Annotated in this window: 19 protein-coding genes and 1 pseudogene; 12 read left to right on the top strand and 8 right to left on the bottom strand. The window is 65.7% G+C overall.

What is annotated here, in order from left to right:
• Positions 1-440: 440 nt before the first annotated feature.
• Positions 441-803 carry an ester cyclase gene (locus tag ACVCAG_RS23865; RefSeq protein WP_440085848.1) on the bottom strand — a complete coding sequence of 121 codons (363 nt, stop codon included), beginning with the start codon at positions 801-803 and terminating at the stop codon, positions 441-443.
• A gap of 177 nt (positions 804-980) precedes the next feature.
• Here ACVCAG_RS23865 and ACVCAG_RS23860 point away from each other — a divergent pair, with 177 nt between their 5' ends.
• Positions 981-1,553 (top strand): TetR/AcrR family transcriptional regulator, encoded by a 573-nt coding sequence (locus tag ACVCAG_RS23860; protein ID WP_447190306.1) that lies wholly within the window; start codon positions 981-983, stop codon positions 1,551-1,553.
• 217 nt (positions 1,554-1,770) lie between these two features.
• Here ACVCAG_RS23860 and ACVCAG_RS23855 read toward each other — a convergent pair whose 3' ends face one another.
• The gene (locus ACVCAG_RS23855) at positions 1,771-2,571 is read right to left on the bottom strand and encodes a hypothetical protein (protein WP_440085850.1); all 801 of its coding nucleotides are present in this window, start codon (positions 2,569-2,571) and stop codon (positions 1,771-1,773) included.
• A gap of 234 nt (positions 2,572-2,805) precedes the next feature.
• Here ACVCAG_RS23855 and ACVCAG_RS23850 point away from each other — a divergent pair, with 234 nt between their 5' ends.
• From ACVCAG_RS23850 to ACVCAG_RS23830, 5 genes are all read left to right on the top strand, one after another.
• Positions 2,806-3,141, top strand: coding sequence for a hypothetical protein (locus ACVCAG_RS23850; protein WP_440085851.1), 336 nt, complete (start codon positions 2,806-2,808; stop codon positions 3,139-3,141).
• Positions 3,142-3,903: 762 nt separating this feature from the next.
• Positions 3,904-5,160, top strand: coding sequence for a DNRLRE domain-containing protein (locus tag ACVCAG_RS23845; RefSeq protein ID WP_440085852.1), 1,257 nt, complete (start codon positions 3,904-3,906; stop codon positions 5,158-5,160).
• Between the two features lie 43 nt (positions 5,161-5,203).
• Complete coding sequence (locus ACVCAG_RS23840; protein ID WP_440085853.1) at positions 5,204-6,031, top strand: IS5 family transposase; 828 nt, start codon at positions 5,204-5,206, stop codon at positions 6,029-6,031.
• A 67-nt stretch (positions 6,032-6,098) separates the two neighbouring features.
• Complete coding sequence (locus tag ACVCAG_RS23835; RefSeq protein WP_440085854.1) at positions 6,099-6,467, top strand: hypothetical protein; 369 nt, start codon at positions 6,099-6,101, stop codon at positions 6,465-6,467.
• 43 nt (positions 6,468-6,510) lie between these two features.
• Entirely contained in the window at positions 6,511-6,699 is a 189-nt protein-coding gene (locus tag ACVCAG_RS23830; RefSeq protein ID WP_440085855.1) for a hypothetical protein, read from the top strand.
• Between the two features lie 321 nt (positions 6,700-7,020).
• Here ACVCAG_RS23830 and ACVCAG_RS23825 read toward each other — a convergent pair whose 3' ends face one another.
• Positions 7,021-7,980: an alpha/beta hydrolase fold domain-containing protein gene (locus ACVCAG_RS23825; RefSeq protein WP_440085856.1), complete on the bottom strand. Its 960-nt coding sequence runs from the start codon at positions 7,978-7,980 to the stop codon at positions 7,021-7,023.
• Positions 7,981-8,765: 785 nt separating this feature from the next.
• On the opposite strand from ACVCAG_RS23825, the gene ACVCAG_RS23820 reads away from it, so the two are divergent.
• The gene (locus ACVCAG_RS23820; RefSeq protein WP_440085857.1) at positions 8,766-12,800 is read left to right on the top strand and encodes a DNRLRE domain-containing protein; all 4,035 of its coding nucleotides are present in this window, start codon (positions 8,766-8,768) and stop codon (positions 12,798-12,800) included.
• 45 nt (positions 12,801-12,845) lie between these two features.
• On the opposite strand, the gene ACVCAG_RS23815 is transcribed toward ACVCAG_RS23820, so the two are convergent.
• Positions 12,846-13,376 carry a hypothetical protein gene (locus tag ACVCAG_RS23815; RefSeq protein ID WP_440085858.1) on the bottom strand — a complete coding sequence of 177 codons (531 nt, stop codon included), beginning with the start codon at positions 13,374-13,376 and terminating at the stop codon, positions 12,846-12,848.
• Positions 13,377-14,812: 1,436 nt separating this feature from the next.
• Between ACVCAG_RS23815 and ACVCAG_RS23810 the strand changes: the two genes are divergently transcribed.
• Positions 14,813-14,974 (top strand): hypothetical protein, encoded by a 162-nt coding sequence (locus tag ACVCAG_RS23810; RefSeq protein ID WP_440085860.1) that lies wholly within the window; start codon positions 14,813-14,815, stop codon positions 14,972-14,974.
• 348 nt (positions 14,975-15,322) lie between these two features.
• On the opposite strand, the gene ACVCAG_RS23805 is transcribed toward ACVCAG_RS23810, so the two are convergent.
• A complete protein-coding gene (locus ACVCAG_RS23805) occupies positions 15,323-16,387 on the bottom strand; it encodes a glycine-rich domain-containing protein (RefSeq protein WP_440085861.1) in 1,065 nt (354 codons plus the stop codon).
• 526 nt (positions 16,388-16,913) lie between these two features.
• On the opposite strand from ACVCAG_RS23805, the gene ACVCAG_RS23800 reads away from it, so the two are divergent.
• On the top strand, positions 16,914-17,570 hold the full coding sequence (locus ACVCAG_RS23800; protein ID WP_447190316.1) for a tyrosine-type recombinase/integrase: 657 nt from the start codon (positions 16,914-16,916) through the stop codon (positions 17,568-17,570).
• A 246-nt stretch (positions 17,571-17,816) separates the two neighbouring features.
• Here ACVCAG_RS23800 and ACVCAG_RS23795 read toward each other — a convergent pair whose 3' ends face one another.
• From ACVCAG_RS23795 to ACVCAG_RS23785, 3 genes are all read right to left on the bottom strand, one after another.
• Entirely contained in the window at positions 17,817-18,215 is a 399-nt protein-coding gene (locus tag ACVCAG_RS23795; RefSeq protein WP_447190305.1) for a hypothetical protein, read from the bottom strand.
• 170 nt (positions 18,216-18,385) lie between these two features.
• Positions 18,386-19,366: a helix-turn-helix domain-containing protein gene (locus ACVCAG_RS23790; protein WP_447190304.1), complete on the bottom strand. Its 981-nt coding sequence runs from the start codon at positions 19,364-19,366 to the stop codon at positions 18,386-18,388.
• A 204-nt stretch (positions 19,367-19,570) separates the two neighbouring features.
• On the bottom strand, positions 19,571-19,786 hold the full coding sequence (locus ACVCAG_RS23785) for a hypothetical protein (RefSeq protein ID WP_447190303.1): 216 nt from the start codon (positions 19,784-19,786) through the stop codon (positions 19,571-19,573).
• Between the two features lie 417 nt (positions 19,787-20,203).
• Between ACVCAG_RS23785 and ACVCAG_RS23780 the strand changes: the two genes are divergently transcribed.
• The 3 genes and pseudogenes from ACVCAG_RS23780 to ACVCAG_RS23770 form a co-directional block, all read left to right on the top strand.
• Positions 20,204-21,325, top strand: coding sequence for an alginate lyase family protein (locus tag ACVCAG_RS23780; protein ID WP_447190302.1), 1,122 nt, complete (start codon positions 20,204-20,206; stop codon positions 21,323-21,325).
• Positions 21,326-21,513: 188 nt separating this feature from the next.
• Positions 21,514-22,296, top strand: coding sequence for a hypothetical protein (locus ACVCAG_RS23775; RefSeq protein ID WP_447190301.1), 783 nt, complete (start codon positions 21,514-21,516; stop codon positions 22,294-22,296).
• A gap of 94 nt (positions 22,297-22,390) precedes the next feature.
• Positions 22,391-22,648, top strand: a pseudogene (locus tag ACVCAG_RS23770) (catalase/peroxidase HPI); the annotation flags it as partial.
• Between the last annotated feature and the right edge of the window lie 72 nt (positions 22,649-22,720).

Genomic DNA, 22,720 nt, shown 5'->3' with positions numbered 1-22,720 from the left:
CTACGTCGATCGCCCGACCGTGAAGGAAAGGGGGAGCACCCACATCGATACAGCGTTCATGGGTCTCACCTCCTCGGGCGGTGTCACGGCCAGCTGCAAGTTACAAGCCCGAGCATCACCCCGTCCAATCCTTTTCCAGCCATGTGATCACGACTCCGAACGGGCCCGTGCGGTTGCCGGGCGAATCCGGCGTGGTGGCCCGGCTGGTCCCGGTCGACGGTCTGATCCCGGCCGCCCCCCGAGACGGACCGGATCTCGGCAGGCGCTGCCCTGATGAGGTGCGCTCGTGGCCGGCGGCCGGCCGCGACAGCGGCCTTCGGCCTCCGCCGCGGCGATCTCCTCGGCGGTAAGCCCGTCTCGTCACCGCTGACCGTTCTGAGGCGGTGGCGTCGGCGCGGTGGGGCTGGTCCGCCGGAGGACCTGGCGAGACCACGGGGGCCTCAGCGTCGTGGATCCGGGCCCTCGGTGATGCCCCAGGTCTCCGCGAGCCGGCCGTTGTCGATGCGGAAGATTTCGATGAGCACGGGCCGGACGTCGCTACCCGGGGTCGCCATCCCCTCAACGGATGAGCGGACGGCAACCTTGTCGCCGTCGATCAGGATGTCGTCGGCGACAACGCGCATGGCCGGGAACCGGGCAACGACCTGGCCCCAGGCGTCCCTGCCCGCTTCGAACCCGATGGCGCCAAGCGGGTGGTTGAGGAAGTCGGGGGTGAACAGGTCGGCGGCCTGGTCGAACTGCCGGGTGTTGAAGCATTCCTGCATCCGCAGCACCAGGGCGCCGGCTTCCTCGCGTGTGGTCATTGAAGGGGCCTCCTCGTGTTCGGCGGGGCCTGCTCATGGTGAAATGACGCGGACTCATAAACGGGGCTTTGCCCCGTTTACATGAGGCAGCATACGGGGCGACGCCCCGGTTAAGCTAGGGGTGAGATGTCCAGCCGAACGCCTGAACGAACTCCAGCCGAGCCACCGACGGCTCCCGTGAACGACCGGGGGCTACGGGCTGACGCGCGCCGCAATCGTGAGCGGGTACTGCGGACCGCGCAGCAGTCGTTCGCCTCGCAAGGCCTCGGCATCTCGCTCGACGAGATCGCCCGCCGCGCGGGTGTCGGTCCAGGCACCGTCCACCGACACTTCCCCACCAAGGAAGCGCTCTATCTCGCCGTCGCGATCGACCAGATCAGGCAGTTGGTCATCGAGGGAGAAACGCTCACCGGCACCGACGATCCGGCCGCCCTGTTCACGCTGCTGTCCCGGATGATGGCCTCGGGCGCCGAGAACGCAGCGGTGAAGAGCGCGCTCACGGCCGCCGAGTTCGACCTTCGCAACGCCGCTCCGGACGCCGCTGCCGACCTCACGCACCAGGTCGCACGCTTGCTCGATCGCGCCCATCGCGCAGGGGTCGTACGCCACGATGTGACAGTCGACGAGGTGATGGCAATCGTCGCCGGCGCCTTCGCCGCGATCCGGCACGCCGACGCGGACACCAGCCGTGAACGCTCCGCGCACATCGCCCAGATCATCCTCGACGGACTACGGCCCCAGCGCCGATAACAGGAGGGCCCCCAGGCATCAAGCGCTCGGGCTCGACACGCCAGTGGGACGCCGCCTGGCCAGGGGCGGTGCGTTCCTGGAGCGGATCAGCCTGGACGCTCTGGCGTCGGCCGAACGCTGGCGCGACCTCCCGGCGCTGCGAACTGAGCTCTATCGGCCATCGGGCGGTTGCCGGCCTGGGTGCGGCGCGCTTGGAGGGCCGGGGTGCGAGTTCATGTCATGAGAGCGTCAGGATCGGCCGGATGGAGCAGGTGTCGATGCTGTCTTCGCCCTCCGGGCCGTAGACGAGCTCCGCCATGTTCGGGTTGCGGTTCGCGGTGGCGAGGGGCAGCCAGCCGAGCAGGTAGCCGTAGCCGCCGCAGACCGATTCTCCGCCGTCTCCGCCGTGAACGGCGGAGGGGTCGGTGCTCAGCTCGGCGCGGTAGGTGTCGTAGGCGATGCGCAGGCCGAAGGCGTTGAGCTGTTGGTGCGGTCCGTCGTGGGGGCCATAGGGGATTCGGTCGAGGGGGCATTCGTCGCCCCAGCGGAACAGGGTGTCCGTACCCGCGCCGCAGGCATGCTCCCACTCGTCCGGGCTCGGCATCCGCAGGCCGCGCTCGGCAAGGATGGCGGGCATGTCGGCGGGGAACTCCTCCAGGGGTTCGTCTTCGACGGCCATGAGGACGGTGGGCACGATCGCTGTCCGGCGAGGGCTCAGCATGTGGGTGAGGTAAGCGCGGAGATTCTCTCCATGGCCGAACCCGTCGGACAGGCTCTCTGCGTAGTCCGCTTCCTGCTCGGGCGTCGGCTGCCAGGCGTTCGGGTCGAATCCGAGCCTGACCGTGCCGCCCGGGATCAGAGCGAACTCCTGGCCATCCCTTTCAACAAGGACACGGTGGAACTCGCCCCCGAGGTGCTCGACCGTTTCGACGCGGGACACCCGTCCTGCCACCAGGCCGGCTGCTTCCTGCGCGATCCTTCGTACCGTGGCCTCGTCGACGGTCCGCCAATGGTCGAGGCTGAGGTCAGCAAGAGACATGGCGCATAGTGTTGCATAGCGGGCCGACATAACCCGTAGTGACCGCACGCGGTCCGCCACCGCTCGGCGTACAACGTGCGCTCGAATTCATCTGACATCGCCAGATATCAGAATCCAAGCACAGGTTTTACTTTTGATATCGCGGTCCTGGACCACGCTTAGCCCGGCGAATTCACTTCTGATATCGCAAGAGCACGTCGGGGCGGCGGCACCGGACGGTACCCGGAGTGAGGCATGGGCCTGCTCCAGAACGCGAGGGCCGGCTGCCGGCACGATCGCCACGTCGGCCCCGCCCAGTGTCTTGATCGCGGCGAACGGGTCGGTGGTGGCGGCGTTGACGGTGTGGGCGGCGCCGAGCCGCCGGGTCAGGCGGAGCAGGCCGCCACCGAGCTGGTGTCCAAGGGGCAAGGGCTGCGCGAATGGCTTGCCGACCTCGGCGACCACTCCCGGGCCCTGTCGGCCGCGGCGTTCGACACGCGGATCAAGAACCCCTGGATTCCCGGATCGGCCCGGCGCGGCTTCGAGAAGAGCCTGCGCGGGCACGGCTTCGCGATCCTGGGGTCCCGGTAGTAATCGCGGAAAATCCAACGAACCTACCTCTGGCTTGCTCTGATGTGATGGCGCCGCAGGGCTGGTGTGCTGGTCGGTGGATACGGCGGGCCGGTCTGAGGATGCCGCCGACCTGGCCTGAACGCTTCACACCGACGATGGTCAGCGATATCCGTTGGATTTTCCGCGATTACTACCGGGACCCCCGACCGCGCCGACCGCGCCGACATATCAAGCGCATTTCTTCACGGAGCGCCCCTTACCCGTTACTGGAAATGATCTTTGCTTTTGCGCTTGCATCGTGTGATGATCAATTTGTTTTCATACGCATGTTCGAAAGGTTGTGAGTGAACAGACGTCGATCAGCGTCCGGCTTAGCCGTCCGGACGCGCCGCTGTGCTGCCCTGATCGTGGCCCTGACGCTGCCGCTTTCGCTCCTAAGTGCACCTGCGGCCGCCCAGGACCCCACACCATCCCCCACCTCCACGTCATCGACGACGACTCAACTGACCGACCCTGGGCTTAAAACCGCCTGGGAGAAGGCGGCCACGTCCGGCAAGCCTGTTGAGGTGCCCTCGCGGTTCACTGAGACCATGAGGGTCTGGGCGACTCCGAACGGTAAGAACCTGCGGGCCGAGCTGTACACGCCCCGTCCAGCTGAAGAACCCGGCCAGCGGCACCTGGGAGCCCATCGATACCCGCATCGACACCCGCGACGGCAAGCTCCAGGCCGCGCGCGTCAAAAGCCCGCTGACCTTCGGCGGACGCGGTAGCAAACACCTGGTGTCGGCGGACGGCGAGCAGGGCAAGATCGGCCTGAAGGCCGCCCGGGCGCTGCCGGAGCCGAAGATCTCCGGCAGCACGGTCACCTACCCCGATGCCGTCGCGCCGGGAGCGGACCTGGTCGTGCAGGCCCAAGCCGACGGGTTCATCTCCCAGGTGGTCTTCCGCCAGCGCCCGACCGGCCCGGTGACCGTGCGGCTACCCCTCACTCTGCCCAAGGGCACCACGTTCGGCACGACCTCCGACGGGCTGCCGCAACTCAAGGACGCCAAGGGCAAGGCGGCGGCGGCGCCGATCGTGCTGACCGCCATGGACGCCAAGGTGGAGGCCTCCCCTGACGAGGGCAGGACCTCGCCGGTCGACGCGCGCGTGGAGACCTCCGGCACGACGTCGGAGCTGGTGTTCACCCCGGACGAGAAGTTCCTGGCCGATACCGCGGTGACCTACCCGGTGACGATCGCCGCGGCTTCCGAATGGTTCGGCGGCGGAGAACCCGATGATGCCTGGGTCAGTAAGAACAGCCCCAGTACTAACAACGCCGCGGCCGGCTGGCTGCGTGTGGGCACCACGTCCACCAGCGCCGACATCGCCCGGGTGTATCTGAAGTTCGACACCGACGACCCCGCGCTCGAAGGCGCCACCGTGGTGGATGCGGACCTGTGGGTGTGGAACTACAAGTCCGGCGGCCCCGGCGGCCAGCTGTGCGGCAACAACCTCGGGTCGATCGCGGCGGCCCAGGTCACCTCCGCCTGGACCCTCGACGGCGCCACGAACAACTTGAGCTGGTCCAGGCAGCCCTCGTTCTCCAGCACCCTGCAAGGCGCGAACGCGGCCGGCTACAACTATGAGGCCGACCCTGCCAGCTGGTGCGCAAAAGAGGAGCAGCTGGTGCACCGGGTCACCGGCATGGCCCGTGCCTGGATCGAGCAGGGCATGGCTAACCACGGGGTGATGCTACGAGCCGTCAGCGAGAGCGCCACGATCAATTGGCGCCAGTACTACTCCAGCGAACACAGCGGCGACCCCTACCCGGGCTACCGCCACGCCCCCACCCTCATGATCGAATACACACCCGCGCCAAAGCGGATCACTATGCACCCCAGTGTTGAAGAGGACATTGTCACCTCGGAGGTGCTGGAACAGTACACAGGAGATCTCACTAGCACACCGCAGGCGGCACCTGCTCGCAGCTGGTCTGAGAGTGCGTTACGCGAGCCCTTGTCCATGATGTCACTATGTGATCGCGTGGATTTGTAGCGTTACTGCCAGTCGGCGGGTCCAGTTGTGCTGGGATGGCGCGGTGACTGAGCGCAAGCCGTACCCGAGCGACTTGACCGACGCGCAGTGGGCGTTGATCGAGCCGGTCCTCACGGCATGGAAGGCCGCGCACCCGTCGGTCAGCGGCCACGAAGGCAACTATGCGCTGCGGGAGATCGTCAACGCGATCCGCTACCAGGGGCGAACCGGCGTCCAATGGGACTATCTTCCCCATGACCTGCCGCCCAAGGGCGCGACGTACTACTTCGCCAAATGGCGCGATGACGGCACCGACAAGACGATCCACGACCTGCTGCGCTGGCATCTGCGTGAGCAGAAGAAGCGATTAGTCGACCCGAGCCTGGTCGTGCTGGACACCCAAAGCGTCCACGTCGCGGCCGGGGTCCCCGCGGAAACGACCGGAAGGGATGCCGCGAAACGGGTGCCGGGCAGAAAGCGGGGCCTGGCCGTAGACGTGCTGGGGCTGGTCATCGCGGTCGTCGTGCTCGCGGCCTCAGCTCACGAGAACACGGCCGGGATCGCCCTGCTGGACCGGGTCGCCGCCGTCACCGAGGGAACCGTGACCAAGGCGCTGGCCGACCAGGGATTCAAGAACGTGGTCGTCGCTCATGGCGCCGGCCTGGGGATCGCCGTGGACATCGTCGGACGCAACCCCGCCGACAAAGGCTTCGTGCCCCAGCCGAAACGATGGGTCGTCGAGCAAACGTACGGGATCTTGATGTTCCACCGGCGGCTGGTCCGCGACTATGAACATCTCCCGTCGAGTTCCGAATCACGGGTGTACTGGGCGATGACGGACGTGATGTCCCGGCGTCTGACCCCCGCGGCTCCCTCCTGGCGGTGGACATGACCAGGCCCGATGCCCGCCCGATCCCGGAACCTGGCTCCTGGACCGGCTGGATGCCCGCGAACAGGCCTTGACCGGCCAGATCGAGCAGGCCCAGGCCGAAATCGACTCCCTGACCGGGCGGTTGGGCGAACTCAGCCAGGCGGTCGAGGACCTGCGGATCAGCCGCAAGACCCTCCTGTCCCTCGCCGAAGCCGACCCCGCCCTGGTTGAACCGGATGCGCCACTGGTCGGCTTCGATCATCCCGACTACCAGCAGATCCTCACCGTCTTCAGCGAGACCGGCGGCTCTCTGCGCGCCCGTGACCTGGCTCTGGCGATGGATCTGCCGCTGACGCCCAACGGCATCCAAAACGTCCGTGCCAAGCTCAAACGCCTGACCAGCCGCGACATCCTGATCGAAACCGAGCCCGGCTTGTTCACCCACCCGCGCCCGTAGACCGAACGGTGACTCGCCGACCAGCAGATCTCATCCACCACACGTGATCCTCATCGCAGACGGGTACATCAAGAAGTACGCCGAGGCCATCCTCGATCTGCTACCCCAGTGGGTCGAATGGTGCATCGAATGCACCGGCCTGACCGGCGAACTCGCAGAGCGAGCCCGCCAAGCAGCCGCGAACAACCGGTGGGACGGATCCGACAGCATGGACTTGCGCCGCAACGAATAGTCGAACGGCTTCCGAAGTGCGGGCTGCGGGCCACGCTGGAAGCGCCGACTCGTGCAGGCGGCGGCAAAACCACAGGTCAGTTGATAGGGCCCCTGGAGCCGTGCCAACGCATGCAAGGCTACAGACTCGGCGCCGCGGCGGCGCCGAGTCGGTTGCAGGTCCGGGCACGGCCGCCGCGCGAGCGCGATTTCCTGCTCTCCCACGCAGGTCGGCGCGCACCAGAAGCTCAGTACTGGCGCAATGGGCAGTTGTGCCCAGATCGTCCCCACGGCACCCGCCGGCGTTTTGGCAGGCAAAGGGGACCGCCGCCCGCCGCCAGGCTCAGAGTCGTCGGCGGTGCCGGTCCAGGAAGTCACGGACCGCGGCGGCGAGCTCGGCGTCCTCGGGGCTGGTGCCGCCGAAGCCGCCGTGTGGCATGGCCTCGAAGACGTGCAGTTCGGCTTCGACGCCGGCCCACAGCAGCTTGCGGTGCATGCGGACAGTGTTGGACAGGAACAGGTCCCGGGTGCCGGATTGCAGGAAGGTGGGCGGGAAGCCGGACAGGTCGGCGAACAATGGGGACAGGTAGGGGTGGGAAAGGTCGTACCCGTTCGCGTAGAGCTCGTTCACCTCCCGCAGGCTTGACAGGACGTTGTCGATGCCGGCGTTGGTGTGGAAGCTGTCGCCGGACTCGGTGAGGTCGACCTCCGGTGTCCGTAGTACCAGCGCCGCTGGCATCGGAAGCCCTTCGTCCTTGGCCCGCACCAGTAGTGCGGCGGCGAGGTTGCCGCCGGCTGAGGCGCCGCCGACAAAGACGTCGGCGGGATCGCGGACCTTCAGCAAGGCCTGGTAGACGGCGAGGCAGTCATCGAGCGCAGCGGGATAGAGATGCAGTGGCGGCATCCGGTAGTCGATGCTCCAGGTGGTCATCCCGGTGTTCAGCGCGGTTTCGGCGCAGCTGTGAGCGCACAGATCGCCGCCGCCGTAGAGGAGGGCGCCGCCGTGGATGTCAAGGTAGATCGGCCCTTTGTCGGTGGCCGTGTCGCCCTCGGCACGCAGGACGTAGGTGTGGACGCCGGCGACCTGTGTGTCCTGGGCGGCGACCGGCGACGGAAGGGCTCGGTCTGCGAGCCAGGCGCGGATGTAGCCGTCGGTTCGCTCGACCAGGCGCAGCCAGCCGTCGGTGTCTTCCCGTTCGGGAAGAGAGGGCGCCTGCGTCGGAGGCGGCTGCGTCAGGAATTCGCGGGCTGCCTTGCTGAGGTGTGCGGGGATCGGCAGCGGGGGATGAGAGGGGGGGTTCATGGGGGTGTCTCCTTCGATTGCTGATCAAGGCGGAAGCCGGCTTGTTCTGTCTCCTGCTGAAGCCGATCGCCACGTCAAGCTCGCCGTGAAACGGTTTCACGCCTCTCCCTGATCTCGAGGGCGTCTCCAGTGATCGCGGGTTTCGCGTGAGCGGGGAGCAGGTCTGGACGATCGCTGCACAGCTCGATGATCGCGAACGGGATCCCCCCGCACATCCGACCATGGGCCCACAGCGGTACTGGCCGATAGTCGGAGAACGAGACCGCACTTTCGCCGCGCTCGACGGTGAATTGTGATATGGCGCCGGACCCGCACAATCACGCGGGCGATTCCGGTGCGAGTCGCACACGGGCAGCGGAGTGTCCCGCACGTTCGCCATATGGTGACCCGCAGGTCACTCGGTGTGCCGCTCGAATATTGAGTTTCGTGGTCTGAGCTGCTGTTACGCGGCGTGGTGGTACTCGCTGATCGTGCCTGCGACGGCTGGTTTCGGCGGATGGAGCGGGAGAACCCGACCTGGGGCCGCAGGAGGATCCAAGGCGTGCCTTGAGCGGCCGGCGGGTGCAGGGCGGCCCTGGGCGGAACATCTGCGCCAAGCTCAAACGCCTGGCCGGCCGCGGCATCCTCGTCGAGACCGAGCCGGGATTGTTCACCCAGCCTCGCCCATAGCCCGAGCAGCGAGCCTTCGACCGGCCGATCTACCCCAACCCCACCGGCAAAAAGGGACATTAGCTCGCGAAACGCACTCTGAGACTCAAGAGGAGCATCGAGCTAGCAACGAGTCGATGGGGCGTAACCCGGACTCTTTCTTTACCCCGCCGGACAACATACCGCCCGAGCAGATCGTCTCCGAGTTGAATCCCGATGCCGATGAGGGCACGGATGTACCGGCCGAAGAGACGGTCATTGGCCATTGGTCCTTCGATGAAGGCACAGGTCAAGTTGCTAAGGATTCTTCCGATTTTGAAAACAACGCGACCTTGAATAGTGCCACGACGTGGACTCAAGGCAAGTCTGGAAGCGCGATCACCCGCACTTCCAGCGCGCCCTCTGCGTCGACGCCCGCGGGTGCCTCCCGTACTACTGCCTCGCAGGAGGCTAAAAGGCAGGAAAAGCCAGTGGAGGTCGCTGGCGAAACCTCCGAGACGCGCATTACTTACGCGCTTCCCAATGGCTCTTACAAGACCGAGATTGCCACAGGGCCGGTCCGAACCCGTCAAAATGACGCGTGGGTACCGATCGACACCACGCTGATCGCACAGGGCGGGAGACTAAAGCCCAAGGCCGTCTCAGGTGGTGTCACCCTAGAAGTTTCCTCGGGCGGTAGTGACGCCTTCGTGAAGATATCTGCCGATGGGCGGTCCTACGCGTTGCGTTGGCCCACACCCTTGCCCAAACCAACGGTGAAGGGAAGTGTCGCCACTTACACCGACGCCGGCGGCATCGGGGCTGACCTAGTGGTGACAGCGTTGCCGACCGGGTTTCGGCACGACGTGGTGCTGCGTCGGCGGCCCGCCAAACCGCTGGAGCTGCGGATTGGTGTGGAAGATGGTGGGTTGACCCTGGCCGAAGGTAAGGGTGGTCAGCTGCTGCTGAAGGACAAGGGCAACAAGATCGTCTCCATGGTGCCGCAGCCGATCATGTGGGATGGCAGCGCCAAGGGGCGGCTCCCGCTGGCCAAACGCGCGAAGGTCGCCGCTGACGTGGTGACTAATGGAGGACGTAGCGAACTGGTCTTGAAACCAGACCACGCGTTCCTGACTGACCCGAGCACCACTTATCCGGTACGGGTGGATCCGACGGTCACGCTGCCTCTGGACTCCGATGTTGAGGTCACCACGTACGACACGGTGGACTTACCTGCCTACCCAGACAACACGTACCTGATGGCTGGCACCATGACGGGCGGGTTCAAGTCGCGGGTGCACCTGCGGTTCGACACCGCAAACCTGCAGGGCAGTACGGTGACTGACGCCAGATTGTCGATGAACACCATCGACGCCCAAAATTGCGGCCCTACGGTCGGCAACGGCGTCCAGGTCGCCCGCTTGACCGGTGCCTGGAACCCGGACAATCTTTACTGGGCCAACAAGCCCGCCTTCACCACCGAGGACGCGTCGTCCAACACCAAGGGTGTCACTTCCGACTGTGATGTCTGGCCCGACAGCATGGAGTGGAACGTCACTGGCATTGCCCAGGATTGGGCCGCTGGCGCCGCCGACCATGGCCTGGTGTTGAAGTCACCCGGCGAGGCCAACGTCGACAACTACCGGACGTTCACCGCTTCGGAGGACACCGACTTCAACATCCCGCCGAAGCTGACCATCACTACCAGCGGCTCCTCCTCGGCGCCAACGATCAGCGGCTTAACCATCACCCCGGCTCAGACCGTGGGCGGCACCATGGTGACCAGCTCCCTCACGCCGCAACTGGCCGCCACCGTCGCCGATGTCATCGGCGGCAACCTGACCGGCGAATTCGAAATCGAGCACGACCCCGCCGCGACCAGCCAGGGCACCGGCCAGATCTGGGTCGGTGCCTCACCCGCGGTCACCTCCAGCAGCCAGGCAACTGTCAGCGTCCCAGCCGGGAAGCTCACTGATGGATGGAAAATCCGCTGGCGTGCTCGTGCCGTCAACGCCGCCGCGGCCACGAGTTCGACATGGTCGAACTGGCTGGCCGTTACGGTGGATATGCCCGACCCGAACGGGCAACCGACGGTATCCACTCTTCAGGTCGACCCGTCCCAGCAGGTGAACGGTCAAACCATGACTGGGAGTCTCACACCGGCGCTACTGGCCCAGGTCACCGATCCAACTGGTCAGCCGCTGCGTGTGGAGTATGCGGTCGAGCACGACCCGGCCGCGACCGGGCAGGGCACCGGCCAGATCTGGGCTGGCGCGCTGGACAACGCCGCCTCCGGCTCCCAAGCCAAAGTCACGGTCCCAGAAGGAAGCCTCCAGGACGGCTGGAAGGTGCGCTGGCGCGCCCGCGCGCTCAATACCACCACTGGTGTCGGCTCCGAATGGTCGGCGTGGCAGGGGTTTCAGATAGCCGTCGAACTAGTTGGTGATGCGCTGGCCCATACGGCCAGAGCTGTGATTCCCACCGACGCGAGCTTCGCCGTCGCTGCATGGCTACGCTGGGAAAATAAGGACGGCGCTTACACCATCGTTGAGCAGAAGGGACTTCACCAGGCCCCCTTCCATCTTGGTAACACGCCAGGGCATGGACTGGTATTCACCTTCACCAGTGCCGACTCCTCTGAAGCCACGACCGAAGGTGTGCGGTCGCAGGTCGAGCCCCCCGTCAACGAGTGGTTCCACCTCACAGGCGTCTACGACGCCACCTTGAAGAAGGCGACGCTGTACCTCAACGGCGCTGAGATCAAATCGGAGACGATCGGCTTCCCTGCATGGCGTGCCACCGGCCTCACCACCCTCGGCACCCAGATGAGCGGCGCCCTAGACGATATCCACGTCTACGACAAGGCTCTCACCGCGCAAGAAGCCGCCGTCATCGCCGGCGCGACCACGGTGCCCGCCGTACCTTCTGCGACCAAGCCCTCTGCAACCGAGGCCAAGCGCGCGACCGCTGCGGTTGTCGATCCTGTTTATCACCGGATTGAGCCTGAGGACTGCATCCGGGAGAACTCTAGCTTTTACTACCCCCCGACTAGCCGGGTACCTGCAAGAAACGAGAAGGGATGGACGCAAGGCCCTCACGACTGGTGTGTCAGCCAGAAGCCGAAATTCACTGTGGAGATCAGGACAAGGCTCGGATGGCAAGTCACCGATGAGGCGGACTTTGTCCTGATGACCATCGGACGTACCTTCAATGACTCTCGCACGGCCGAACTCGACGTCATTGCTCTCTCCATGAATGATCAGGTCAAGGGTGCCGCTTTTAAAGATCAGGTGTTCTCGCTCGGCCTTATCGTCCAACCGTCTCCGAGCGGTTCCTGTCGACAAGTGGTCGACGCCAATTATCCCCAAGGTTTCGCCGGAAACAGGCATTACTGGAACAGTAGTAGAAGAGTAACGTTCAAGATCGAATCGCCGGAGACAGGGTGGCAAGGAGGCGGTGACGCACTGCTTTCAGAGTGCAACGTCCAATTGTCCCTCACGGCTCCCCATATGCCGGGTCTGATGTACAAGAACCGTACGGCGAAAGGGCTCATCCGATGCGATTCTGCGAAGGAGAATCGCTACTTCCCGCGCGGATGCATCTTCGACCATAAGATGCGGGCTCTGGAACTCAAGGAAGTAACCTTCCCTAATGCTTACGCTCACATCTCGAAGGCTTATCTGACCCCTAACATCACGACGCCGTCCACTAGCACCACGGATAGGAGAATGTGGCCGAAGCACATGAATTTTGGAGAGGCCAAAAAATTTCCCGGCTTCAGCACGGTCACTCCATTAACCCGCCTGAAAGACGGGAAACGGCGAGGTAGAAATTACTATCGCTCCTTCAGAATCTGCGCTGCAGATTTTGACAACAACAATCCCAGTATCACCTGGAATGGCGGCAGTGCTCCCTGGAATACCGGTCAGAAGGAATGCGACGAATTTCCCTTCCAGAGCACCTATCAAGGTTCCTGGGTCAGTTGGCAAGAGAACAAGCCGAACGACAAGGGTAAACCTTACATGTCCGAAGTCACCGTCTCAGTTTCCCTGATTCCCAAACAGGAAAACACGGACTGGGGGGCAATGTATAACATCGCAGGGCTCGGCCGATTCTATATGAACGACAGAATCCTGCATGGTGAAGACTTCATTCTCCATCTCTACAACGCCAACGGCGAGCGTATTAATTAGCAAGAGAGCCCCCGGACGGAAGCAACGTCCGGGGGCTCGTCACGCTTACGTCTCACACGTGTTTGTCGGCCAGAATTGGAATAAGAACTCCTCTAGTCCCTCTAGCGTCAGGCCGAGATCATCATCGTCGTCATCGTCGAAGTCCCCTACACCGGCAAAGGGATCCGCTTTCGCGATGCGATGCCCACACACCAGCCATGAAGCTCCTGGCGCTCTCAGGTCGAGCAGCGGCCCCGCTTCTCCTGTGGAATTCGTCGCTCTCAGTGTGCCCGAACTACTGAAGAGTTCAATGGTCCGCCGGTCCACCCCCTCCATCTCCTCGGCAGGAGGCTCCGCATCCCATAGTTCCAGGGTGACGCGGGCGTTATGGTGGCCTACCCGGCTTCGTGCGATCGCCATGTTCGTAGTGGCGGCGAACCAGACCTCTTCCTCGTCGGTGAGAGAGAACAGCTTCTCTGGATCGAGCGCGTCAGGTGATCGTGACAATCCATCTACATCCAAGATCGAAAATGACCCATAGTCGATCCAAAACGTGTCTGAGATGCGTTCGACTAAATGTGCCATCCAGTCCTCCATGACATGACAAGCTAGTAGATCACCGAGGAAGAGGTTATCCGAGAGATCTACAACAAGGGACGGGAACCTGCCCAAACCCGTGATACGGGACGTTGGTAGGGAACCCACTCCACTCGACGACCCTGATGGTCCGACCGCTGGCGTGGCCACGGCCGACTGGACTCACTCGCCTGGACGCTTACTACACTGCTGCCTTCACCGACCCGGCACCGTCACTTGACTGGAGGGCTCGCTGTTGTCTGATGAGTGAGCAGAGCCTCAGCGCCGACCGGCAGGAAACCCGCACGCTGGCGGCGTTGCCCGGCGCTATCTGCGCCCACACCGCTTGCCCGGCGCCGAGAAGGTGTTGTCCTGCTCGCGCGAGTCGTCGGCCGAGGCCGTGGCCACGGCAGGCGTCCCCTCGACCTCGACGGCGATCTCTGGGGATCCGGTAGGAACGGAACGGTGAGCCCGGGTTGATGTCACATCCGTTGACACTCAAAGCATGATCGCCGGTTATGAAGGCGTCGTCAGCACGTCAGGTCCTACTTCCGGAATTGCTCAATTCCGGAAGTAGATCAGCCACCGGCTTCCAGAAACGCGCCCGAGGACGTAGCGCAGGACTCGCGAAAAGCTTCCGGAAACACGGCTGTTGTGCCTAGTGACACAACAGCTCGCGGTGATCTTGTCAACGGATGTGACACCAACCCGGGTTGGCCGTTCCGTTCCTACCGGACCCCCTAGCCGATCCGGATGTCCGCTGACGGCCCATCGTGAGGGATGGCCGGAGTGCGCCAGAAACGCACCGCGCCATCTCATCCCCGCAGGCTATCGCCACCATGTCCGGCCGGGCTTGTCTGAGCATGTACCGGGTAACGTGCCTGAGTCGCGTGGCTGCCGTCTTCACGCCGCCGCTGGTCAACGGCATCATGACGTCGGCGATGTACGCGATAACGGCCCCTTATCACGTACATCCAATCCCTGGCTTATGAAGCGGCCGACGGCTCAGCAGGCCGGCAGGCGGGCCGCCGGGCTCCCCGGCGGCCCACCCGACCGCCTCACGCGGGCGCCGCCGCGCCGCCGCGTCGGCGCGCTCGCTCAGCGCGTCCAGCACCTCGACGTAGCTAGGTACCGAATGCAAGCCCTTCTGACGTAGCGCCAAAATCCGGTCCGATCCTCCCCGAAGGCCGATCGCGATCCTGGTGATCATCCTCATCATGTCCGGTGTCGACGCGACGAACCTGCCGCTCTTCGGCCGCCTCTAATCACCGTGACAAGCCGCCCTAGGTAGATCCAACGGCCCCCTAGGTCTAGAGGTTGACCCCTCTAGACCTAGGGGGTGGCCTAGAGCCTGAGGGGCCGGTTCACCTGTGGGGAGACCGGCCCGGTGAGCACGGTGCCGCGGCCTTCCGCGCGGCCGTCGACATCGCCGAGAACGCCTCCTGGAGCGACGTGGCGTGGGAGGCGACGGCGGCGAAAGCGTCGCGGCCGCCGTCGACCGCTACCTCGACTCCGTCCAGACCGCCACGACCCGGGCCAGCTACGCCGAAACCCTCGCCCGGCTCACCGCACTCGCCGGGGTGGCTATGTCGGTGAGAAGCAGAGCCGAATGTTGCTGACTGGCTCTCTTGATCGGCCCGTCCGTAGAGCCGTGTCGGTGAGTTCGGGAGCCACCTCGACAGCCCGGCCGGCTCGATGGCAGTCCCCGGCTTTCCTTCATAGCTGTCGACCCCGCCGTCGACAAAGCCCAGGTCCAGGTGAAGCGGCCCGGTAGCAATCGCGGAAATCCAATGAAGCCGCCTTTGGCCTGCCATGTCTTCACGGCAGGCCAGGCGGTTCAAACTGATTCGTTGGATTCATGGCCGGAACTACGAGGCCTCCAGGCCTGCGCAACGCTCTACTTGGGGCTCATCGCACGGATACGAGTGGGGTCCGAGGACGTCATGCCACCGCAGTAGGTGGCATGGTCAGCAGGTGAAGGTGATCGGTTTGTCCTGGTAGCCGGAGTTGACGTAGTAGGTGTTTCCGGGTTGAGGGGTGTTGTTGATCCACAGGGTCAGGCGGTGGGTTCCAGGGGTGAGGCCGGGGACGGTGAGGGCGGCGGTGCCATTGCCGTTGGCATCTGTGGTCAGGTTGACCCCCGTCCAGAAAAAGTCCCCGCCGTCCAGTGTGTAGACCAGATGGAAGGTCTTACCGGGCTGGTTGGTCTGGCGGAGGACGACCTGGAGGGTCATAGTGCCGCCGGCGCAGGCGACGGTGACGTAGCTGTTTTGACTGTTGATGGTGTGGCCCGACACTTGCCCGGCCAGGGGGATGAGCTGCTGGCCGGTGTAGGAGGGGACTCCGGCACCGGCGGCGGTGGGGCTGTCGAGCAGGGTGAGGACGGCGCAGCCGGGGTTGCCGGCTGTGGTGATCACGACGGTGTCGGAGGCCTGGATGGGATTGCCGCCGGAGCCACCGGTGGGGGGAGTGGAGGGCAGTGGGCCGCTGGCGATATAGCTGCTTCCCCCCGCTCCCCCCTTGGGAACGTGGTGGATGTCGTTGTATCCATTCGCCCCGTTGGCACCGTTGCGGGTCAGCCCGCTGTCGGCCGGGAAAATGCCGGCGCCGCCGGCGCCGCCCTCGCCGCTGGTGCCGTTCGATCCGTTGGAGCCTCCACCTCTCCCGGGTTTTCCGCCACCTCCGCCGCGCGCGGTCACAACGATTGCACCACCAGTGCTGACGGTGGTGTCCCCGCCGTTGGTGCCGGGCTGCCCATCCTGTCCGGCGGCGTGCGAGGGGGGCGGAGCTGAGGCCCCGGCTGCGCCGCCTGCCCCGACGGTGATCGTGAGGGTGCCGTCGGCGGGCGAGGCGATCACGACGGCGCGCACATATGCGCCCGAACCGCCGCCGCCGCCCGCGCCGCCGAAGGCCACAGGGATGCACCCTCCGCCGCCTCCGCCGCCTCCACCCCAGGCCTCCACGAGCACACTCGACCCTGGCGCCACGGTGACCTTGTACGTGCCTGGGGTCTTGAACTCCTGCAGTTTCATCGCGGCGTTCCGTTCTTAGCTGTCTCGCACCGTTTGGGCAGTGGGCGCCCTGCCCTCCCGAAGATTAGGATCATCCCGCCACCTCGTCCCCTCTCGCGCCAGACACCACATCTGCTCCCACCGGCCCGCATATATGTACTTTTCGCCACTTGTGCCATATCCCGGTGGCACCCCACCTCGGTGCGACACCACGTCACCGCAGGTCAAAGGCGAGTTCATTGGATTTTGCTCATTACTACCGGGAGCCCCAGGTGGAGCGGCTCGAACGGAGCGAGGGACGACTACCTGGAGGTGGGGCGAGCGACGGCCATACTTGGCAATGAGGAAGATCGGAGTGGCTCTCGAACTCACCGACAGATGTCCGGCCCGAGGGACGTAGCACGGCTCTCGAAGAGACCGACACTTGGCTCTCATTGTCACCGACATAGCCACCGGGGATCGACCCGCCGGCGCGCTCGCGCCCGACGACTACGCCGCAGTGATGGAGCGGTGAGCCGACGCCGCGGCCGCGACTTGGAACCGGCACCTGTCCGCGCTCACCTCCTTCACGACCTGGGCCGGACGCCAGGAGATCCTCACCACCAATCCCGCTCGCCGCCTGGACAATCTGTTCACCGACGACCGGCACCGTCTGCGCGAGCGAGTGCTGTGGCGGATGCTGTATGAGACCGCCGCCCGCACCGAAGAACTCCTGTCCCTCAACATCGAGGACCTGGACCTGGAGTTCCGGCGCGGCCGCGTCCGTTCCAAGGGCGGCGCGATCGAGTACGTCCACTGGGCCACCGGCATCGCCCGTCTCCTGCCCCGGCTGCTGCGCGGCCGCACCCGCGGCCCGGTCTTCCTCGCCGACCGACGCGCCCCTACCTCCGGGCCACGCACCCCGGCAGCCGCCGACATCTGCCCCGAGACCGGACACGGCCGGCTGTCCTACCCGCGCGCCGAGCACCTCTTCAAGACGGCGACCGCCGCCCTCGATCCGCACAAGAACGGCTGGACGCTCCACCAACTACGACACAGCGCACTCCAGCATCTGGCCGCCGACGGCCGCACCGCTCCCGAGCTCCAAGCCAAATCCCGCCATCAGCACCTCGCCAGCCTCGGCCGTTACGTCCACCTCGGTGAACAGATCTCCGCCCAGGTCACCGCCGACACCGACCCCGCCGCACGCCGCAAACTCCGCTGACCCGCATCGGAACGGTGGATGGCGGCAACTCCGCCCGAGTCCACTCGCTAACGCCACTGGCCGTTCCGTTGTCGCTCAAGGCCCGTGCCCGCTCCGTGTGAGACGGCCGCCACAGGAGAACTGAGCACGACCGAAATCGATGATCTCGCGGTATGTGAAGCGGCTGTGTGGGGAGCTTGGTGGTGGATGCGTGGGGGAGGCGTCCGGGGCCGGTTCGTCGGTCCCGGACGCCCCCGCGTGAGACGTTCAGTCAACCCAGACGCAGGGAAGGCCCTTCGACGCGTAGCGGCCTCCGCCCAGGGATTCCCAGCCCTGGGCGCACACACTGCCTACCCCCTTGCCAGTACCGGTCACCGTCGGGTTGCGGCCATTTGGGCCGCTATGCCTGGGGTGCCCGGGTCCCCAGAGATCGACGTGACCGTACCAACCGCCTTCGCCATAAGCGGTTGCGGACCAGCGAACGGCACTGCCGAACACCTCGATGCAGGTATCGAGGCTGCAGTTGTCGAACAGCGCGGCAACGCCCTGCTCAACATGCCTCAGGCAAACCTCACCACTGCAGGTCCAGCCGGCAGAACGGGACGCCGACTCTGCTGACACGGCCGGCGCGCTACCCAGCAGAAGCAAGGGCACGGCCAGCACCATCGCGGCTAAGCGAGATCGAAACATCGTTCTCCCTTCGACGGAGGAAACCGCCTCGACAAGCGGTTCTTCCGATCGTGTGGTCGGCCTCAGCGGAGGCTGAGGCTCATCCTTCAACCGAGATGATGCACGCCGCGGCCGAGGCCTGTCGTTACGCGTGAGCGCACACGTCTTTAGCCTGTGCGCACGATCGCGCACTGCTGGCGGAACTGGCGCGGCGACAGACCGTACGCGCTGCGGAATGCCTGGCTGAAATGCGCAGGGCTGGTGAACCCCCACCGGGCCGCGATCGCGCTGATCGGGCGGGCAGCCAGCCGGGGGTCGGCCAGGTCACTTCGGCACTGCAGCAGACGGCGCCGCCGGATCCAGCCGACGACGGTGTGCCCTTCCTGATGGAACAGTTTGTGCAGGTAGCGCAGGGATATGTGGTGGGCCGCAGCGATCGCGTCCGGGGTCAGGTGCGTATCACCGAGGTTCCGCAGGATGAAGGCGTGGATTTCGGCCATCAGTGCGCGCTGCCTGGTGTGCGGCGGCACTGCGCTGTGGGCGTCCAGCGCGCCGGCCAGCGCCGAGGTCAGCACGTCAAGTGTCAATGTGGACAGCCGGGCAACGTCGGCCGGGCTGAACTCGTGCATGTGCCGGGCCATCTGCAACAGGAAGTGCGAGGACAGCGCGCCGATGCCCCGGTCGCCAGGAATACGGACCCCGGCCAGGCTCCGCAGGTCCCGCTGCGATAACGGCAGTGACGACCGGGGAAACTGCAGGCACACCGTCTGAGCCGCTCGCCCGCTCGGCGCCATCTGGGTCAGGTACGGATGTGAGCTGTCACGTATGGACAGATCACCGACATGTAGATCCGCGTGCCGGCCGTACTGCTCTCCCCACACGCGACCGCGTGCGGTGCAGGTCACCAAGAACGTCTCAGGATCGGATTGGCGGATCAGCTTGGGCGTGCGGTGAATCGACAGCGGCGTTGTGGTCAGCACGACCACCTGCACGAGGCCGAACTCACTGAAACCGGCCTCAGCCCGGAAGGCGCTCTCCAGGTGCGGTTCACAGCGGGCATCGAGCGGCACCCACCGCGTCGAGCTCACCTCGCGCCAGAAGGCGAACCGCTCGCTCGCCGGACCCCCGGCGGTGCCGACCGCGTCCATAACCTCCGCCTTGGTGTCGACATCTGTAGTGGCCATCCTCGGGGATCGCTTCCGCCCAGTCGTCGTCCGCTCGACGCAGGTGCCTGTACCTCTACCGGAGTAGGCATTCGAGAGGCCCGAATGCAGAAATCCTCACCGGAAACGCGAACTTGGTGGCCACTCGGCGCTGTGCCTCACACTCTGCCCAGGCCCGCCGCGGGGACGTCACCGGCCGACGGGGCGGGGCTGCTCGTCGACGCGTTCGGTGCGCAGGCGCTGCGGGCCGGGGGCAGGGATGACCTCGATGACGATGCGGGAGCCGTTGCCGCCGCGGGTGCGGAGTTCGACCGGGTCGCCGATGACCAGGTCGGGGCAGGCGGCGATCCAGAGGAGCAGGATGTCGACCACCTCGCGGACGCGTTCGGCGTCGCTGGTGTGCATGGGTTGCGGCCGGAATACGGCAGAAACGTACCGCGCCGACCCCTGACCAGACAGAAGCATGGCTCTGCCCGGTCTCCGGAACCGCATCACCGCAGGTAAACGCGCCAACCACTGTTCGCCCGGCATTCCGGCCCCATCCGACGTGCGGCGGGCGGTCACCGAAACCCCTGCCTCGACTGTGCCATTCGACCTGCGGTTGCAGATGGGCGCGGCCCCTTTCTGCCGTATTCCGGCCGCACCCCACGTTAGGCCTCCACGATTGCCCGGCGGGGTGTCCAACCGTGGGTACGGAATGCGGCGGTATAGCGGCCGATGTCCACGGCGCGAAAATGTTGACAGCTGAGTCGGCGGCTGGCGGAATAGACGTCCGCGTCTGGAAGGGAACCCGTGCGTCTCGCTCGCCCTCTCGCCGCCACCATGCTCGTGGCCGCCGCCTTATCCGCCCCGCAGCCCGCGCAGGCAGCCGCGTTCAAGCATCCCGGCGTCCTGGTCAGCCGAGCTCAGCTCGACTTCGTCAGAGCCAACCTCGGCAACGAACCGTGGAAGTCTGCCTGGAACGCCCTGCAAAAGAGTTCGTACGCCTCGCTGTCCTACACGGCCAAGCCCCGCGCCGTCGTGGAGTGCGGTATGTATGGGAACCCCGACCACGGCTGCTCGGACGAGCGTGAGGACGCCAATGCGGCCTACACACACGCCCTGCGGTGGTACCTCACCAAGGACTCCCGTTACGCCAAGAAGGCGATCCAGATCATGGACGCCTGGTCAGCCGTGATCACCGAACACACCGGGAGCAACGCGCCGCTACAGATTGGCTTTGCGGGCGCCAACTTCTCCCGCGCCGCCGAACTCATCAAGCACACCTACACCGGCTGGACCCAGGCCGGCCGGTTCGCCGACAAGCTGCGCACCGTGTACCTCCCGACCGTGATCGCCGGAAAGCCCAACAACCAAGGCAACTGGGAACTGATCATGACCGATGCCGCCATCGGCATCGCCGTGCACCTGGACGACCGTGCCTCATTCGACCGAGCGATCACGACCTGGCGCGGCAGGCTGCCCGCCTATATCTACCTCAAGACGGATGGCTCATACCCCAAGGCGCCGCCGAACAGCAAGCACGACACCAAAGCCGAGATCATCGACTACTGGCACGGGCAGACCACGTTCGTGAACGGCCTGGCCCAGGAAACCTGCCGCGACTTCGGGCACACCGGCTGGGGCATCGCGGCCATCTCCCACGTCGCAGAGACGGCCCGCCACCAAGGCGTGGACCTGTACGCCACGGCCAAGCACCGGCTGCGATACGCGATGAACTTCCACGCTCGCCTGCAACTGGGCGCGACGGTGCCATCGTGGCTGTGCGGCGGAAAGGTCACCCCCGGCCTCGGGCCGAACCTCGAAGTCGGCTACAACGCGCTGCACCAGCGTCTCGGATACGACATGCCCCATGCCGAGAAGTGGGTGATGCAGAAGCGCCCGGTCGGTGCCTCGCGCTTCCTGGCCTGGGAGACCCTCACCCACGCAAATAACCCGCGCTAAGCCGCGATGAGTGGATCGGCCACGCCGGACTTCAACTCCGACGGCGTGGCCGACATCTTCTCGGCCGCCACCGGAACGCGCCCGCGGCGGACTGGTCGTTGGCCCTCGGGGAGTAATGGAACGATCAGTGGCGCCAGCGTGTGCAGTTTCCTGCACACCGCATGGCGGCCGGTGACATGATCCTTAGCGTGGATCGAGACGAGCTACGGGCGAAGGTACGGCGGGAGCGACGGCTGCGGCGCCGGGTGCGCCGGGCAGCGTGGCGGTTACGCCAGGCCGAGATCGAGCACGAGTGGGCCATCGCCTCGGCCCGGGCCGAGGGATTGCCGGTGCGGGCGGTGGCGACCGAGGCTGGGCGTTCGCCCTCGCGCATCCAGCAGATCGCCACAGCGGCCGCGCCGCTGCCGGAGCTGGAGGCGGCGCTGGCACAGTTGCGTCAGGCCGGGTGGCCGGCCCCGGAGGATCCCGCTGGTAGCGATGATGAGGAGCTGGACGGCCGCGACAGCATCGCCGAGCGCCTGGTCGATGAGGTGCGGTGGGTGCTGGAGTGCGCCGAATGGGTCGACCGGCTCGCCGGCAACGGACTTCCCCCGGTGGTGAATCTGCGCCCGGCCGATGATGAGGACGCCTACCACGTCGCGGTGGACCTGGCCCGAGTGGCTGCGGTGCTGCGCCGGATCGCCTACGACATCGACGAGCTGGCCCGTACCCGCGCGGTGGACGACCTGGACCAGGCCGCCATCATCGGCGACCGGCGCGCTGAACTGCGCCGACGCCTGGCTGAGCCGGGCCTGTCGTATGCCGCCTTCAACCGCAGGTACCGCGAACGGGCCCGGTCCGGAGCGCTGCGCCACCGCGCCCCGGTGCCACTGACGGAGGCCGACATCTGGCGGGCCTACCAGATGGAGCTGCGCGAGCGCGGCGAGCCGCACCGCGATCCTTGGGGAGCCAATCCCTTCGAGCGCCGCTGAGCTGCGCCGCTCCCATAGCCGCGGCCAGGCGCAAACGAGTGTGTAGTTTCCTGCACGCGCTGACGCCACTGATCGTTCCATTACTCCCGAGGGCCTCTTCGCCAACCTGCTCTCCCCGGGCACCCGGTGGAAGGCATCGGAGTCCGAGGAGCACGTGTACGAGATCCGCGACGTGAGCACCGATGAGGTGAAGTGGACCGCCACCGCGGTCGACCTCGTCTTCGGCTCCAACTCCCAGCTCCGAGCCCTCGCGGAGGTCTACGCCAGCAAGGACGCCTCCGACAGGTTCGTGACCGACTTCGTCGCGGCCTGGACCAAGGTCATGGAGCTCGACCGGTTCGACCTCGCTTGATCCGTCCCCACCCGGCGAGCCCGGTCGAGCCACCACGCTCGGCCGGGCTCGCCCGCTGTCGAACGCCAGCCG

The sequence above is a fragment of the Streptosporangium sp. G12 genome, assembly GCF_052983175.1.
This window is presented reverse-complemented; position numbering and strand designations above follow the sequence as displayed.

What these genes read in the sequence shown, in the direction of transcription:
- ACVCAG_RS23850 (WP_440085851.1), top strand. Translation starts at nt 2,806, where the DNA reads ATGGGCCTGCTCCAGAACGCGAGGGCCGGCTGCCGGCACGATCGCCAC.
- ACVCAG_RS23785 (WP_447190303.1), bottom strand. Translation starts at nt 19,786, where the DNA reads ATGCACACCAGCGACGCCGAACGCGTCCGCGAGGTGGTCGACATCCTG.
- ACVCAG_RS23820 (WP_440085857.1), top strand. Translation starts at nt 8,766, where the DNA reads ATGGGGCGTAACCCGGACTCTTTCTTTACCCCGCCGGACAACATACCG.
- ACVCAG_RS23815 (WP_440085858.1), bottom strand. Translation starts at nt 13,376, where the DNA reads ATGGAGGACTGGATGGCACATTTAGTCGAACGCATCTCAGACACGTTT.
- ACVCAG_RS23865 (WP_440085848.1), bottom strand. Translation starts at nt 803, where the DNA reads ATGACCACACGCGAGGAAGCCGGCGCCCTGGTGCTGCGGATGCAGGAA.
- ACVCAG_RS23805 (WP_440085861.1), bottom strand. Translation starts at nt 16,387, where the DNA reads ATGAAACTGCAGGAGTTCAAGACCCCAGGCACGTACAAGGTCACCGTG.
- ACVCAG_RS23795 (WP_447190305.1), bottom strand. Translation starts at nt 18,215, where the DNA reads ATGGTGCTGGCCGTGCCCTTGCTTCTGCTGGGTAGCGCGCCGGCCGTG.
- ACVCAG_RS23790 (WP_447190304.1), bottom strand. Translation starts at nt 19,366, where the DNA reads ATGGACGCGGTCGGCACCGCCGGGGGTCCGGCGAGCGAGCGGTTCGCC.
- ACVCAG_RS23780 (WP_447190302.1), top strand. Translation starts at nt 20,204, where the DNA reads ATGCTCGTGGCCGCCGCCTTATCCGCCCCGCAGCCCGCGCAGGCAGCC.
- ACVCAG_RS23855 (WP_440085850.1), bottom strand. Translation starts at nt 2,571, where the DNA reads ATGTCTCTTGCTGACCTCAGCCTCGACCATTGGCGGACCGTCGACGAG.
- ACVCAG_RS23825 (WP_440085856.1), bottom strand. Translation starts at nt 7,980, where the DNA reads ATGAACCCCCCCTCTCATCCCCCGCTGCCGATCCCCGCACACCTCAGC.